The 14,529-nt window shown below is 68.5% G+C and carries 12 protein-coding genes; 9 read left to right on the forward strand and 3 right to left on the reverse strand.

What is annotated here, in order from left to right:
- The first annotated feature begins 24 nt into the window (after positions 1–24).
- The 6 genes from G6N23_RS07245 to G6N23_RS07270 all read left to right on the forward strand — a co-directional run bounded on the left by G6N23_RS07245 (position 25) and on the right by G6N23_RS07270 (position 7,132).
- Positions 25–1,248: a PE-PPE domain-containing protein gene (locus tag G6N23_RS07245; protein ID WP_234808692.1), complete on the forward strand. Its 1,224-nt coding sequence runs from the start codon at positions 25–27 to the stop codon at positions 1,246–1,248.
- A gap of 49 nt (positions 1,249–1,297) precedes the next feature.
- Positions 1,298–2,833: a hypothetical protein gene (locus G6N23_RS22365; protein WP_133055500.1), complete on the forward strand. Its 1,536-nt coding sequence runs from the start codon at positions 1,298–1,300 to the stop codon at positions 2,831–2,833.
- A gap of 38 nt (positions 2,834–2,871) precedes the next feature.
- The gene (locus tag G6N23_RS07255; RefSeq protein ID WP_085262189.1) at positions 2,872–4,281 is read left to right on the forward strand and encodes a phytoene desaturase family protein; all 1,410 of its coding nucleotides are present in this window, start codon (positions 2,872–2,874) and stop codon (positions 4,279–4,281) included.
- A 174-nt stretch (positions 4,282–4,455) separates the two neighbouring features.
- Positions 4,456–5,931, forward strand: a complete 1,476-nt coding sequence (locus G6N23_RS07260; protein ID WP_179961154.1) for an ammonium transporter — start codon at positions 4,456–4,458, stop codon at positions 5,929–5,931.
- Complete coding sequence (locus G6N23_RS07265) at positions 5,837–6,175, forward strand: P-II family nitrogen regulator (RefSeq protein WP_085262191.1); 339 nt, start codon at positions 5,837–5,839, stop codon at positions 6,173–6,175. Before G6N23_RS07260 ends, G6N23_RS07265 begins: the two co-directional genes overlap by 95 nt.
- A 36-nt stretch (positions 6,176–6,211) precedes the next feature.
- A complete protein-coding gene (locus tag G6N23_RS07270; protein WP_085262192.1) occupies positions 6,212–7,132 on the forward strand; it encodes a [protein-PII] uridylyltransferase family protein in 921 nt (306 codons plus the stop codon).
- A 900-nt stretch (positions 7,133–8,032) separates the two neighbouring features.
- On the opposite strand, the gene G6N23_RS07275 is transcribed toward G6N23_RS07270, so the two are convergent.
- Positions 8,033–9,208, reverse strand: coding sequence for a PPE family protein (locus G6N23_RS07275; RefSeq protein ID WP_085262193.1), 1,176 nt, complete (start codon positions 9,206–9,208; stop codon positions 8,033–8,035).
- A gap of 71 nt (positions 9,209–9,279) precedes the next feature.
- Positions 9,280–10,107: a PPE family protein, SVP subgroup gene (locus G6N23_RS07280; RefSeq protein WP_085262194.1), complete on the reverse strand. Its 828-nt coding sequence runs from the start codon at positions 10,105–10,107 to the stop codon at positions 9,280–9,282.
- 337 nt (positions 10,108–10,444) lie between these two features.
- Here G6N23_RS07280 and ffh point away from each other — a divergent pair, with 337 nt between their 5' ends.
- On the forward strand, positions 10,445–12,001 hold the full coding sequence (gene ffh, locus G6N23_RS07285; RefSeq protein WP_085262195.1) for a signal recognition particle protein: 1,557 nt from the start codon (positions 10,445–10,447) through the stop codon (positions 11,999–12,001).
- Between the two features lies 1 nt (position 12,002).
- Positions 12,003–13,070, forward strand: a complete 1,068-nt coding sequence (locus G6N23_RS07290) for an amidohydrolase family protein (protein WP_085262196.1) — start codon at positions 12,003–12,005, stop codon at positions 13,068–13,070.
- Positions 13,071–13,159: 89 nt separating this feature from the next.
- On the opposite strand, the gene G6N23_RS07295 is transcribed toward G6N23_RS07290, so the two are convergent.
- On the reverse strand, positions 13,160–14,029 hold the full coding sequence (locus G6N23_RS07295) for a D-alanyl-D-alanine carboxypeptidase family protein (RefSeq protein WP_085262197.1): 870 nt from the start codon (positions 14,027–14,029) through the stop codon (positions 13,160–13,162).
- Positions 14,030–14,076: 47 nt separating this feature from the next.
- On the opposite strand from G6N23_RS07295, the gene G6N23_RS07300 reads away from it, so the two are divergent.
- The gene (locus G6N23_RS07300; RefSeq protein WP_085262198.1) at positions 14,077–14,505 is read left to right on the forward strand and encodes a nuclear transport factor 2 family protein; all 429 of its coding nucleotides are present in this window, start codon (positions 14,077–14,079) and stop codon (positions 14,503–14,505) included.
- Positions 14,506–14,529 lie beyond the last annotated feature (24 nt).

The raw sequence follows: 14,529 nt of genomic DNA on the forward strand, positions 1-14,529 counted from the left end.
GCGGTCTTTGCCGGCATGGTCGGCATGTCGCCGCCGACCGGACGGGCGTCCGCCGCGTCCCCGCCGGCGGTGCAGTTGACCGGCGGAGGTACCGCATTCGTTATGGGCGGCAGCGGTATTCCCTTGCCGTCGGACGGATATGTTAACGCCGCCGACCTGTTCTATTTGCAGCCGCACGGCTTCACCGGCACGGCGCAATCACTGTTCACGCCCCAGTTGTACTTCCCGGGAAACGTCTCGGAAGTTCAAGGCGCCCAGATCCTGGCCGAGGCGATCAACAAGGAGATCGCCACCGGGCAGGTGAACGCCGACAACCCGGTGTACGTGTTCGGTTACTCCCAGAGTGCGGCGATGTCGTCGATGACGATGGAGCAGCTCTACCACCAGGGCGTGCCGGCCGAGGACGTCCACTTCGTGCTGGTCGGCAACGCCGCCAACCCCAATGGTGGCATCGTGGAAATGCTCAACCTCTGGGATGGCGACGTCACTTTCTGGAACGGATTGATGCTCGGTCACCCGACTCCGGATCACTTCACCACCGACGTCTACACCCTGGAGTATGACGGGTACGCCGACTTTCCCCGGTATCCGCTGAACCTGCTGTCGACTCTCAACGCCGTAGTCGGCATGTTCAGCCAGCACATCGCATATTTGGGTTTGAGCCACGACGACATCGCCAACGCAATCCAGTTGGACACCACCGACCCCGACAGCCTCACCAACTACTACATGATTCCCAGCGAGCACCTGCCGCTGCTCGAGTTGTTGCGGCTCAACCCGGTGTGGGGCGCCCCCCTGGCCGCCCTGCTGGAACCGAGCATGCGCATCCTGGTGAACCTGGGATACGGCAGCCTCACCGAAGGCTGGAACCAGGGCCCGGCCAACGTGCCCACCACCATCAGCTGGGACCTGTTGCCGAGCAACATCAGCTTGGCCGACATTACCTCAGCCCTGGCCAACGCCTGGACGCAAGGGATCCAGGACGCGTTCAAGGAACTGCAGAATCTGAACACCTATCTCCCCGGGGGATTCCTTGGGGACGAGCTGTTCTCGACGATCTTGACCGCAGCGCAGCGCGTCATCTTCGACATCCAGGACACCGGTTCGTGGTTCGGCGGTTCGGCCATGGCCACCGACCCTGCGGACAGTTCGGACTTCCTGAACTCCCTCGGGTCCCCGGTGGACGGCAATCCCGACTTTTCCTGGATAGCCGACCTGCTCGGCCTGGACACGATCGCCCCCGACTAACCCGGCTTCGGCCAGTCGGCACAGAACAGTCGCAGAAAGGTCCCTCGAAATGAATCGTCGCCAGCGTCGCAATACCGGGCAGCGTGGTCATACCGCGACCGGCCGGTTGTGTCGGGCCGTGGCCGGTGCGGCAGCGGCGTTGGCGCTCGCGCTGACGCCCTTGGCGAGCGCGCCGTCGGCCCAGGCGGATTTCGACTTCTTCGACATCGGAAGCTGGTTCGACCTGTCGGACATCAGTCCGGTCGGCGTGGATTCGGCCGACATCGGCGTGGCCAGTTTCGATCCGACCGATATCGGCCCGGTCGACTTCAATGCGTTCGATCCGGCCGACTGGGCGCAGCTCTACCAGGACGGCTTCTACCTCCCGATCCATGACGCGCTGGAGAGCTACCTGCACAACGCGGGTAATCAGCTGGTGATCGACTTGATCAACACGCCGTGGGTGCTGATGTTCGGCCGGGATCTGATCGGCGACGGTATCGATGGCTTCAACGGAACCAACAACTCGCTCTTCGGCTGGCTGGGTCTGGGAGACCTCGGTGACGGCGGGTTCCTGTTCGGCGACGGTGGCACCGGTGCGGCCGGCGTGGCCGGGGTCGACGGCGGCATGGGAGGCGCCGGCGGCGATGCGGGCCTGTTCGGTAACGGTGGTGCCGGCGGTCAGGGGGCCGCGGCCTACCTGGGGGCTGACGGCACGGTGGTCGAGGCCGGCGCCGGCGGCCAGGGCGGCTCGGGTGGCCTGTGGTTCGGCGACGGCGGGATCGGCGGCCAGGGCGGTACCGGCTTCTACGACACCCTGGAAGGCTCGAAGCTGGTGGCGCACGACGGTGGCGAGGGTGGTTCCGGCGGCGACGCCCTGGCCGGTTGGGGCTTCGGCGGAGCCGGCGGCCGTGGCGGTTCCGGCTGGGCCGGCACCAACGGTTCGGAGGTGACTGCTCTCAACGGCGGTGACGCCGGCGACGGCGGGGTCGGTGGTAAGGCCGGATGGTTCCTGGGCATCAGCGGTGACGGCGGCGACGGCGGTGTCGGGGGAGGCGGAGCGGCCGGCGCCGCGGGCACGGCTTCCCAGCCCATGGGCGGCAACGGCGGCAACGGCGGCGACGGTGGTCGGGGCGGAGCGGCCGGCGCCAACATCGCCTGGGTCGGCGGGTCCGGTCAGGCCGGCGGGGACGGCGACGGCGGCGCCGGTGGCGCGGGCGGTGCGGGCCTGAACAACCCGCTCGGCATCGGGGGCCGCGGTGGCGACGGCGGTTCGGGCGGGGCAGCGGGCCACGGCACCACCGGTGGCCACGGCGGTGCCGGAGGCGTCGGCGGTGACGGGGGCAACGGCCTGACCGGCGCCAACGGCGGCCGCGGCGGCAACGGCGGCTCGGCGACCAACCTGGTGGGCAGCATCGGTGGAGCCGGTGCTGCCGGCGGGGACGGTGGCAACGGCATCATCGGTCCCGGCGGCGACGGCGGGCACGGCGGCAACGGCGGAGCCACCGACGGCGCACCCGGTGGCGCGGGCCAGCCCGGTGAACCCAATGACGGCGGGACGGGCGGCGCCGGCGGTGCCGGCGGCGCACCGGGCGATCCTGCCTAGCGCCGCCGTATGATGCCGGCCGGCGAGGAGGTGTCGGCGTGAGCACAGCGATCGTGGTCGGCGGTGGGCCCAATGGGCTGGCCGCCGCCGTGACCCTTGCCCAGCACGGGGTCGACGTCACTGTGCTCGAGGCCGCCGATGAAGTCGGTGGCGGCACCCGCAGCAGCGAGGCGATCCTGCCGGGTCTGCTGCACGATGACTGCTCGGCTATTCACCCGATGGCGGTGGGCTCCCCGTTCCTGTCCGGGCTCGATCCGGACCGCTACGGGTTGCAGTGGCGCTGGCCGCAGGTCGACTGTGCGCATCCCCTCGACGACGGCAGCGCCGGAGTGCTGTATCAGTCGGTCGAGCGGACCGCGGCCGGCCTGGGTCGCGACGGCGGCCGCTGGCGACGACTGTTCGACCGTCCGGTCGCCCGGTTCGATGCGCTCAACACCGACATCATGGGCCCGTTGCTGCGGGTGCCGCACCATCCGGTGACCCTGGCCCGGTTCGGCGCCCCCACGGCACTGCCCGCCTCGGCACTGGCCCGCTGGTTCAGCACCCCCCAGGCGCGCGCACTGTTCATCGGTGTTGCCGCGCACGCGTTTCGGCCGCTGCACTATCCGATGACCTCGGCGATCGGGTTGGGCATCCTCACCGCGGGGCACCGGCACGGCTGGGCGGTCGCCGCGGGGGGATCACAGGCGATCGCCGGGGCGATGGTCGCCGCCCTGACAGAACTGGGTGGCACCATCGAAACCGGAGTGCGGGTGGGGTCCGAATCCCAGCTGCCTCCCGCCGACGTGACGCTGTTCGACCTGGCCCCGGACGCCGTCGCACGGATCCTCGGCGACCGGTTGCCGCGCCGGGTGGCCCGGGCCTACCACCGGTTCCGGCGGGGCCCGGGTGCGTTCAAAGTCGACTTCGCCGTCGAGGGCGGTGTGCCGTGGACCAACGCCGATTCCAGGCTCGCCGGCACCGTGCATGTGGCCGGCACGCACCATGAGCTGGCCGCCACCGAACGCGACGTCCACGCCGGACGGATGCCCGAGCGGCCGTTCGTCCTGGTGGGTCAGCAGTATCTGGCCGACCCGCAACGGTCCGTCGGCGATGTGCACCCGGTGTGGACCTACGCTCATGTGCCCAACGGCTACACAGGTGACGCCACCGCGGCGATCATCGCCCAGATCGAGCGGTTCGCACCGGGTTTCCGCGACCGCATCGTCGGCCACCGAGTGCGCAGCACCAGCGAGATGTCTGTCTACAACCCAAATTTCGTGGGTGGCGACATTATGACCGGTGCAAAAGACTTCCGTCAGTTGACTTTTGGGCCACGCATCACGCTCTCGCCGTACAGCACGGGAATTCCCGGCACCTACATCTGCTCGGCGGCCACCCCGCCAGGGCCGGGAGCGCATGGCATGTGCGGGGCCAACGCCGCGCGTCTGGCGCTGCGGCACTTGTAGCGATGACTCCGGCCGCAGGCGGCCGGCACTGCCGTCTGCATCGCCGCGCTGCAGTGTGAGCAGGTTGTGACATGTACGCAACGGCACGGCGTTGGCGCCGAAACATCCACTGCGCATTGTATGTACAGCTTGGTCAATTACTTCGGTGAGCATCGTCGGCGAGGAGGTCGGGACTTGGACCGTTTTCCGATTATGGGGGTGCCGGACACCGGCGATACCGCCTGGATGCTGATCTGTGCCGCACTGGTGCTGCTGATGACACCCGGTCTGGCGTTCTTTTACGGCGGCATGGTGCGCGCGAAAAGCGTGCTGAACATGATCATGATGAGCGTCAGCGCCATGGGTGTGGTGACGGTACTGTGGGCGCTCTACGGCTTTTCGCTGGCTTTCGGCGATGACGTCGGCAACCTGGCGGGTAACCCGACCGACTATTGGGGGCTGAAGGGCCTGATCGGGGTCAACGCGGTAGCCGCCGATCCGGGCAGCGGTGCGCCGGCCGTCGAGATTCCCATGGTCGGCTCGGTGCCGCTCATCGTCTTCGTGGCGTTTCAGCTGATGTTCGCCATCATCACGGTCGCGTTGATCTCGGGAGCGGTGGCTGACCGGCTGAGGTTCGGCAGCTGGCTGTTGTTCGCCGCACTGTGGGTGAGTGTCGTGTATTTCCCAGTTGCCCACTGGGTCTTCGCATTCGACGAGACGACCGCGGCACACGGCGGCTGGATCGCCAACAAACTCCATGCCATCGACTTCGCGGGCGGAACCGCGGTGCACATCAACGCGGGCACCGCGGCCCTGGTGTTGGCGGTCATCCTGGGCAGACGCCACGGCTGGCCCGGGGCGATGCGCCCGCACAACCTTCCGTTGGTGATGCTCGGTGCCGCCCTGCTCTGGTTCGGCTGGTACGGCTTCAACGCCGGATCGGCGGTCAGCGCCAACGGTCTCGCCGGCTCGACCTTCATCACCACCACGATCGCGGCCGCCGCCGGGATGCTCGGCTGGCTGTTCGCCGAGCGGGTCCGGGACGGACACGCCACCTCACTGGGTGCGGCGTCGGGAATCGTGGCCGGACTGGTGGCGATCACACCGGCTTGCGCGGCGGTCAACGTCGTCGGCGCGCTGGCCGTCGGCGCCCTTGCCGGTATCGCCTGTGCACTGGCAGTCGGCTTGAAATACCGCTTGGGCTTTGATGATTCACTTGACGTCGTCGGGGTGCACCTGATCGGAGGACTCGTCGGCACCTTGTCGGTGGGATTCTTGGCAGCGCCGGAGACCGCGGCCATCGCCGGAGTATCCGGGGTGTCCCCGGGTCTGTTCTACGGCGGCGGTGGGCATCAGCTGTGGTGTCAGACGGTCGGTGCGGTGAGCGTCGCGGCCTATTCGGCCATCGGAACGGCTGTGATCGCCTTGGCGCTCAAGTACACCGTCGGGCTGCGGCTGGCCGCCGAGGACGAAGCCGCCGGCATCGATGAAGCCCAGCACGCCGAAGGCGGCTACGACTTCGCGGTCGCGGGCAGCCCGGTACCCGCGCACTTCGCCGATGAGAGGAGGGGAAGGCATGAAGCTGATTACAGCGATCGTGAAACCGTTCACATTGGAGTCCGTCAAGACCGGATTGGAGCAGGCTGGAGTGCTGGGGATGACGGTCAGTGAGGTCCAGGGTTACGGGCGCCAGAAAGGGCATACCGAGGTCTATCGCGGGTCGGAGTACTCGGTCGATTTCGTGTCCAAGGTGCGGATCGAGGTTCTCGTCGACGACTTCGCGGCGGACAAGATCGTGGACATCATTGCGCGAGCGGCCCGAACGGGCAAGATCGGCGACGGCAAAGTATGGGTCAGCCCGGTGGAGACGGTGATGCGGGTGCGCACCGGTGAACGCGGGCCCGATGCCATATGAGATCCCGGACGAGCTGATCCACAGTGGGCTTCGATCATGTCCTACAGCACGGATCCGGTTGCGCAGACATACCGAACTGACTGCACGGCAATCAATTTGGCGCGAGCTCGGACAGAGCTTCGCTCGTGTACACCCGACCAGCTGGATTCGGCGGCCCTGCGTGAAGCGTGGCGGCGGCTGCACGAAACCTGGCTGACGGCCAAGGCCGCGGAGATCGGCGTGGCCGCCGCGAGTGGGTTTGCGATCGTCGCGACCGGTTCGCTGGGCCGGGACGAGTTATTGCCCTGCTCCGACTTGGATCTGTTGCTGCTGCACGACGACATGCCGGTCGAGACTGTGGAGCGGGTCGCCGAACTGTTGTGGTACCCGCTGTGGGATGCCAACGTTCGTCTCGACCACAGCGTGCGGACCGTGGCCGAGGCTCTGGAGGTCGCCGCTGCGAACATTCTCGCCGACCTCGGGCTGCTCGACGCACGCCACATCGTCGGGGACGAGCGGTTGTCTGTTCAGCTCCGCGACGGAGTGCGGCGAGAGTGGCGGTATGGAATCCATTCCCGCTACGACGAACTCGTCGAGACGGCACAGTCGCGATGGCAGCGTTGCGGTGAAATCGTGCATGCTGTCGAGCCCGACGTGAAAAGCGGGCGTGGCGGCCTGAGAGATGTTCAACTGCTCGCCGCGTTGTCCCTCGGCCATCTCACCGATGGCGTCACCGCCGGCGGACCGGGCGACCAGAGGGACGCGCTCAGTGGTGCCCACCGGACGCTGCTGGACGTCCGAACGGAGATCCATCGCAGCTCGGGCCGCGGCGATGACCTGCTGACGGCCCGGGATGCCGACGCCATCAGTGTCGCCCTGCGTTTCGGCGACAGCGGTGACCTGGTGCGCAGGCTGTCGGCAGCAGCGGACACGGTCAGCTGCCGCGTGGACGCCGTATTCGAGGCGGCGGGGGTGTGATTACGGGGGCGAAGACATTTTCCCAGCCGCAGTGGCGTCGGCCAGGAAGCCAATCGGCCATTTTATGATTGCCGGCGCGGATGCGTCGCGTCTCGAATTGTGGCCGGCCGATTCCGCGCAACTGGATGTGCTTTTTGTCGCGTGGTTGATCGTCGCAGCGGTAAATAGCGCGAGCGTCATGGGGGTGACGGCGCAATTCTTTATCCGGCCGTTTAGACGAGCAGGTCGTATTGCCGCCGGTGGTTTTATAACGCGCCGCTTGAATCGGCGTCCGGCACGGCTGGAAAGTGCCGGGTGGTCAGCGCACAGAAGACTGTGGTTTCCGGAACGGTAGTCAACTTGCCCGCACCGGGCGTCCCGTCGGCCTGCCGGTGTAGGCCGTCGCGACGCGCGACCCGGAAGTCGGGCACACGTGGCATGTGCCCTGGTCACACCGCGTATATCCGGCGATACGACGACGTCGCGCCGAGTCGGCAGCATGCCGATCTACCGCCCTACCAGGCCCGACGAGCTGCGGGAGATCAGCAAGCCAGGGGCAAGGCGGGTAACCTGTGCGCAGAGCGAAACACGGACGAAACGCCAGGATTGTGATGAGACGCTGCGCCAGGATATTGCCCGCACTGTTCGGCGGAGCCGGTATCGCCGTGGCGGTCGGAGTCAGCGGCGTCGGGGCTTTGCCGGTCGGCATCACCGGGTCGATCACCCCAGCTAGCGTCGTGGCGCCGCCGAGCGCGGCTCCTGTCGGCTCCCAGGCCTGCATCATCGGGCTCAACTGTGGCTGTATCCGCTACCGCACCTGTCCGGGGGATCGCCGGCGGCCGCCGGTACGCGCACCTGAGCCCCAGTTGGGCGGCGAGGTGCCCGTGGTGACCAGCGAGCACGGGGTCGCCCCGGCAGCTCTCACACGAACACCTGCTTGGGCATCACCGTCGGCTTGACGCCGTAGCGCGGCAACCCGGTGGTCCGCCCGGACGAGGCCATCGATCCCATCCCGGCCGGCACCGCGTGCATCGACGCGCCCTCTTCGGCCGCCGCGGTCCAGCCCGAGCCGGTAAGTGCCCCGGTGCTCGCCGCGGCGCCGGTCGTCGACCAGGTGGCCGGCACCGACAACCCGCCGATCATGGATGCCTGGCCCAGTCCCCCCAGCACCGGCGCAGCCCGGAAAGGCACCGCACCGGCCGGCTGCGCCGCTCCGGCCAGTACCGCCGGGGCGAACCCGCCCGCGATACCCTCGGCGCCGACGACGTCCGATGCCAGGGTGGCCGGGCCGGCCAGGGCCAGGGTGTGACCCAGCGACAGCGCGGTCGGGATCGCGGTACAGACAAACCACGCCGAAGTGTTCACGCCGCCATTGATGGCATTCGCGAACAATGGGGTGCCGAGAAAGAGGTCGACCGCGTCGATGAGCGTCGTTGCCGACGACGATGACGCCGTCAGCGGTGAGGTGAGCGATTGCAGCGCCCCCTGCAGGGTGGTCAGCGTCTGGGTCAGCCCCTGCTGGAGCCCGTCGGCGGAACCGGCGCTGGCGACCGCCGACCCGACCGGGTTGGTGGTCTGCGGTGCCGGGGTCATCGGGGACAACACCGCCGCGCTTGCCGACGAGCCGCTGTAGCCGAACATGGCCAGGGCGTCCTGCACCCACATCGCCATGTAGTGGGCTTCGGTGGCCAGGATTGCCGGGGTGTTCTGCCCCAGGAAATTCGTGGCCACGAGTGCCGCCAACTGGGCCCGGTTGGCAGCGATCACCGGCGGCGGCACCGTACCCGCGCGAGCGGACTCGAATGCGGCCGCCGAGGCCATCGCCTGCGAGCCGGCTTGTTGTGCGGCGGCCGAGGTGCTGTGCAGCCAGGCCAGATACGGCGCTACGGCGGTGGCCATCGCCGCCGACCCCGGCCCGGTCCACTGTTCGCCGCACAGCTCGGAGACCACCGCTTGAGCGGAGGCTTCCGCGGCTTCCAACTCCATGGCCAGGCTGCTCCAGGCCGACGCGGCCGAGATCAGCGGCCCGGAACCGGCTCCGCTGTACATCCACGCGGAGATGATCTCCGGGGGCAATGCTCCGAAATCGAACGCCATTTCGCTAACCCGCCTTCCTCTGAGCCGATGTTTCACATTCCGGTTTGTGACAACCTGCCGGGCGACGGCCGCTAAACGACCGCCGGCTTGGGCATCACGGTCGGTTTGGCGCCGTAGCGCGGCGCGCCGAATCCGGTGGCACCGCGCGCGGCCGCGGCCATCGCCGGCATCCCGGCGGGCACGAAGGCTGCGGCCGGGGCGGCGTGCGCCGGGCTCCAGCCCGCGCCGACCAGCCGGGTGGGGGCGGTGTCGGCCGCCAGGCCCGCGCCGGCCCAACTGGGCGGCACCGACAACTTGCCGACAGACGACGCCTGGGCCATAGCGCCCGCCACCGGCGCCCCGCCCGCCGCCCCTGCCAGCACCGTTCCACCGCCGAGGCCGGCGCCGGTCTCGGCGGATGCCAGGCCGCCGAGCTCGGCGGCTTCCTCGGGAAAGTCCAGAAGACCGCCACCGGCCAGGCCGAGCAGCGCCGAGCCGGCGGAGACCCAGTTACCCATCCCGATGTTGCCGATGTTGGCGGCGTTGCCGGACAGCAGCGAAGAACTACCATCGGTCGGCACACCGAGGATGTCGGTCAAGAACCCCTGGAACGCCGCGTCGAGCGCCGCCGTGGCCTGGTTGGTCTGCTCGGCGGTGGAGTAGGAGACGGCGTTCTGCCCGAGCACTTGCACAAGTTGCTGGTGAATGGCGGCCGCCTGGTCGCTGATCGACTGGTAGAGGTTGCCGTAGGTCGCGAACAGGGCCGCCTGCAGTTGGGATACCGGGTCGGTGCCGGCCGGGGCGATCATGGTGGTCGGGGCCAGCGCCGCGCCGCTCTCGGTGGCCAGCGCTTCGCCGATACCCGCGAGCTGGCCCGCGGCCGAGGTCATTGCTTCGGGGAGCGTTTTCACAAATGACATGTGTCCTCCTCGGAGGGAAATCGAACCAGAAATTCAGTGATCCGATGGGCTTGGCTGTCGATGTCGTGAAGCATTGCAGAATTGGAATGACCAAAGCGTTCGGTAACAGTTAGTTAGCGGCTGGGTGCGAATCTTTAACGAGAAACGACGGGCGGTGAAAGGTCTGAAACCGTTGTTTAACGGGCCGGAATCTCTGCATTAACTGTGCAATTTATCTAACCCCGCGGTCACAATTCGGACGCCGCCGATACCGCGGCGGTGGCCTCCGCGGCCGGGCGCGGTCTGGCCGGGGTCGCCTTCAACTGCCCGACAGTGGCCCGACCTATAGGCTGGCTGCGTGTTTGAATCGCTCTCCGACCGGTTGACCTCGGCCCTGCAGGGGCTGCGCAGCAAGGGCCGGCTCACCGACGCCGACATCGACGCCACCGCCCGGGAGATCCGGCTGGCACTGCTGGAAGCCGACGTGTCGCTGCCGGTGGTCCGGGAGTTCATCGGCCGGATCAAGGACCGCGCCAAGGGCGCCGAGGTCTCCGGTGCGCTCAACCCGGCCCAGCAGGTCGTCAAGATCGTCAACGAGGAACTCGTCGGCATCCTCGGCGGACAGACCCGGACCCTCGCGTTCGCCAAGACGCCGCCGACGGTCATCATGCTGGCCGGTCTGCAGGGCGCGGGTAAGACCACGCTGGCCGGCAAGCTGGCCACCTGGTTGCGCGGTCAGGGTCACACTCCGCTGCTGGTGGCCTGCGACCTGCAGCGCCCGGGCGCGGTCAACCAGTTGCAGGTCGTCGGCGAACGGGCCGGGGTCGCCGTGTTCGCGCCGCACCCGGGCACATCCGCGCAGGCGCACGAGGCCCAGATCAGCGTCGGTGACCCGGTCGCCGTCGCCGCCGCGGGCCTGGCCGAGGCCCGCGCAAAACACTTCGACGTCGTCGTCGTCGACACCGCCGGCCGGCTCGGCATCGACGAAGAGATGATGGCCCAGGCCGCCGCCATCCGCGACGCCGTCCAGCCCGACGAGGTGCTGTTCGTGCTGGACGCGATGATCGGCCAGGACGCGGTCACCACCGCCGACGCCTTCCGTGAGGGCGTCGGCTTCACCGGTGTGGTGCTGACCAAACTCGACGGCGACGCCCGCGGAGGTGCGGCGCTCTCGGTACGTGAAGTCACCGGCGCCCCGATCCTGTTCGCCTCCACCGGCGAGAAGCTGGAGGACTTCGACGTCTTCCATCCCGACCGGATGGCCAGTCGCATCCTGGGCATGGGCGACGTGCTGAGCCTGATCGAGCAGGCCGAGCAAGTCTTCGACGCGCAGAAGGCCGAGGAGGCGGCCGCCAAGATCGGCACCGGCGAACTCACCCTCGAAGATTTCCTTGAGCAGATGCTGGCGATCCGCAAGATGGGACCGATCGGCAACCTGCTGGGCATGCTGCCCGGCGCCGGCCAGATGAAGGACGCCCTGGCCGCCGTCGACGACAGTCAACTGGACCGGCTGCAGGCCATCATCCGCGGCATGACCCCGGCCGAGCGGGCCGATCCGAAGATCATCAACGCCTCGCGTCGGCTGCGCATCGCCAACGGTTCCGGGGTTGCCGTGTCGGAGGTCAACCAACTCGTCGACCGGTTCTTCGAGGCCCGCAAGATGATGTCGTCGATGATGGGTGGCATGGGCCTGCCCGGCATGGGCCGCAAGAGCGCCACCCGCAAAGCGGCGAAGAGCAAGGGCAAGAAGGGCGGCAAGAAGCGGGGCCCGACCCCGCCGAAGGTGCGCAGCCCGTTCGGTGCCATGCCGGCCGGTTTCCCGGACCTGTCGCAGATGCCCGAGGGCCTCAACGAGCTGCCCCCCGGGCTGGCCGATTTCGACCTGTCCAAGCTGAACTTTCCGGGACAGAAGTAGCTTGGCGCTTCACGTCTGCGGCCGCGGGCTGCCCGATGAGACTCCGGTGGAGTACTGGATCGTCGATGGCCGGATCAGTCTCGAGCCGCTCGACGGTGCGCAGACCGTGTTCGCCGACGGCTGGATCATCCCCGGCCTGGTCGATGCGCACTGCCATGTCGGGATCGGGCCCGGCGGCCCGGTCGACGCCGCCGAAGCGCTGCGCCAGGCCGAAACCGAGCGTCGCGCCGGGGTGCTGCTGATCCGCGACGCCGGCTCACCGATCGACACCCGGGACTTCGACGACCGTGACGACCTGCCACGCATCATCCGCGCCGGACAGCACCTGGCCCGCACCAAGCGCTACATCCCCGGGCTGGGACTCGACGTCGACGATGAGAGTCGGTTACCGGAAACTGTTGCAGCCCAAGCTCGTCGAGGAGACGGTTGGGTCAAGCTGGTCGGGGACTGGATCGACCGGGGGATCGGAGACCTGGCGCCGCTGTGGTCCGACGAGGTGCTCGCCGCGGCCATCGACGCCGCGCACGCCAACGGCGCTCGGGTCACCGCGCACGTCTTCGGCGAGGACGCGCTGCCCGGCTTGATCAACGCCGGCATCGACTGCATCGAGCACGGCACCGGCATCACCGACGACATCATCACGCTGATGCTGGCCAACGGCACCGCGCTGGTGCCGACGCTGATCAACATCGAGAACTTTCCCGGGATCGCCGATTCGGCGGCCAAGTACCCGACCTACGCCGCGCACATGCGCGCGTTGCACGCCACCTGCCGGTCGCGGATCGGCGCCGTCCGGGAGGCCGGCGTGCCGATCTACGCCGGCACCGACGCCGGCGGCATGATCGCCCACGGCCGGATTGCCGACGAGGTGCACGCGCTGACCGGTGTCGGGCTCAGCGCCACCGACGCGCTCGGTGCGGCCTGCTGGGATGCCCGGCGCTGGTTGGGCGCGCCCGGGCTGGAGCACGGCGCCCCGGCCGACCTGCTGTGCTTCGCCGAGGATCCGCGTACCGGGCCGGACGTGCTGCGCTGCCCCGATCTGGTGATGCTGCGCGGGCGGGTGTACTAGCGCCTTTCCGCCCAGCAGACGCAGAGTCGCACTGTCAGCCAGAGGTTGGCGCGATTCTGCGTCTGCTCGCTGCGGCCGAAGGCCGGGAGCTACAGGCTGCCGACGCCGGACGTCGGCCCCTGCGCAAAGCCCCAGTCCAGCAGCGCGGCGGCCTGATCCCAGTAGGTCGGGCCGCCTTCGTGGATCAGCCCGTACATCATCGCGACCACCAGTCGCCGGCCGTCGCGGGCCGCCGCTCCGACGTAAGTCTTGCGGGCGGCGTCGGTGAAGCCGGTCTTGCCGCCAATCGCGCCCGGGTAGCGGGCCAGCAGCTCGTTCATGTTGACGATCGGGTGCTCGCCGGACTCGGTGGGAAACATCGCCGACGGCTGCGCGGTGATCTGCGCGAACACCGGGTCGGCCATCGCCGCCCGGAAGATCGCCGCCAGGTCGTGCGGGGTGGTCGCACCCGGGCCGCCCGGGCCGTCCAGTCCGGACGGTGTGCTGGCGTGCGTGTCGGTCGCGCCGACCGCGGCGGCCTTGGCGTTCATCTTCGCCACGGCCGCCTCCGGCCCGCCGAGCATGTCCGCGAGCGCGTTGGCGGCGTCATTGCCCGACACCAGCAGTAGGCCTTCGAGCAGCTGACGCGCGGTGTAGCTGTGGCCGGGCTTGATCCCGACGCAATTGCATTCGACCGCGGTGTCGGCCGGATTGGCGACCACGGTGTCGTCGAGGTTCAGCTCATCGAGCGCGACCAGGGCGAGCAGCACCTTGATCGTGCTGGCCGGCGGGGTGGCGGCGTACCCGTTCTGCTCGGCGAGCACCTGCCCGGAGTCCAGGTCGGCGATCAGCCAGTTCGGGGCGGGGCCGGCCGGTACCGGTGCTGAGCCCAGGGGTTGGGCGACATCGGCGGAAGCGGTCACCGCGGTAGTGGCAAGTACGGTCAGCGCAGCCGCGATTGCGGCCAGAAGTTTCCGCATGGCCGGTTACCTTACCGCCCGCCACCGCGGCAGTGTTCAATCGAGGAATGCTGAGCCAGGCCGAAATGTCGGATCGGTGGCAGATCCAGCAGCTGCTGGTCGATTACTCCACCGCCATCGACACCCGCAACTTCGACGACCTCGACGCCGTCTTCACCGACGACGCCTACATCGACTATCGCGCGATGGGCGGTATCGACGGGGACTATCCACAGGTGAAGGCGTGGCTGGCGGAGGTGCTGCCGAACTTCGCCGGCTACGCCCACATGCTGGGCCTGCCGTCGATCCGGGTGGAAGGGGACACCGCGACCGCGCGCACCTTCTGCTTCAACCCGATGCTGTTCGGGACCGAAGACCCCGCGAAGCCCGCCACCATGCTGTTGGGCCTGTGGTACGACGACGAGTTCGTCCGGACCGCCGAGGGCTGGCGGATGAACCGCCGCGTCGAGACCAAGTGCTTCCAGAAGCTGCCCTGACGCGATTTCTGCTGAGCGGGCCGG

The sequence above is a fragment of the Mycolicibacter terrae genome, from assembly GCF_010727125.1.
Taxonomy (GTDB): domain Bacteria; phylum Actinomycetota; class Actinomycetes; order Mycobacteriales; family Mycobacteriaceae; genus Mycobacterium; species Mycobacterium terrae.

What these genes read in the sequence shown, in the direction of transcription:
- G6N23_RS07245 (WP_234808692.1), top strand. Translation starts at nt 25, where the DNA reads ATGTCGCCGCCGACCGGACGGGCGTCCGCCGCGTCCCCGCCGGCGGTG.
- G6N23_RS22365 (WP_133055500.1), top strand. Translation starts at nt 1,298, where the DNA reads ATGAATCGTCGCCAGCGTCGCAATACCGGGCAGCGTGGTCATACCGCG.
- G6N23_RS07265 (WP_085262191.1), top strand. Translation starts at nt 5,837, where the DNA reads ATGAAGCTGATTACAGCGATCGTGAAACCGTTCACATTGGAGTCCGTC.
- G6N23_RS07270 (WP_085262192.1), top strand. Translation starts at nt 6,212, where the DNA reads ATGTCCTACAGCACGGATCCGGTTGCGCAGACATACCGAACTGACTGC.
- G6N23_RS07275 (WP_085262193.1), bottom strand. Translation starts at nt 9,208, where the DNA reads ATGGCGTTCGATTTCGGAGCATTGCCCCCGGAGATCATCTCCGCGTGG.
- G6N23_RS07280 (WP_085262194.1), bottom strand. Translation starts at nt 10,107, where the DNA reads ATGTCATTTGTGAAAACGCTCCCCGAAGCAATGACCTCGGCCGCGGGC.
- G6N23_RS07295 (WP_085262197.1), bottom strand. Translation starts at nt 14,029, where the DNA reads ATGCGGAAACTTCTGGCCGCAATCGCGGCTGCGCTGACCGTACTTGCC.
- G6N23_RS07300 (WP_085262198.1), top strand. Translation starts at nt 14,077, where the DNA reads ATGCTGAGCCAGGCCGAAATGTCGGATCGGTGGCAGATCCAGCAGCTG.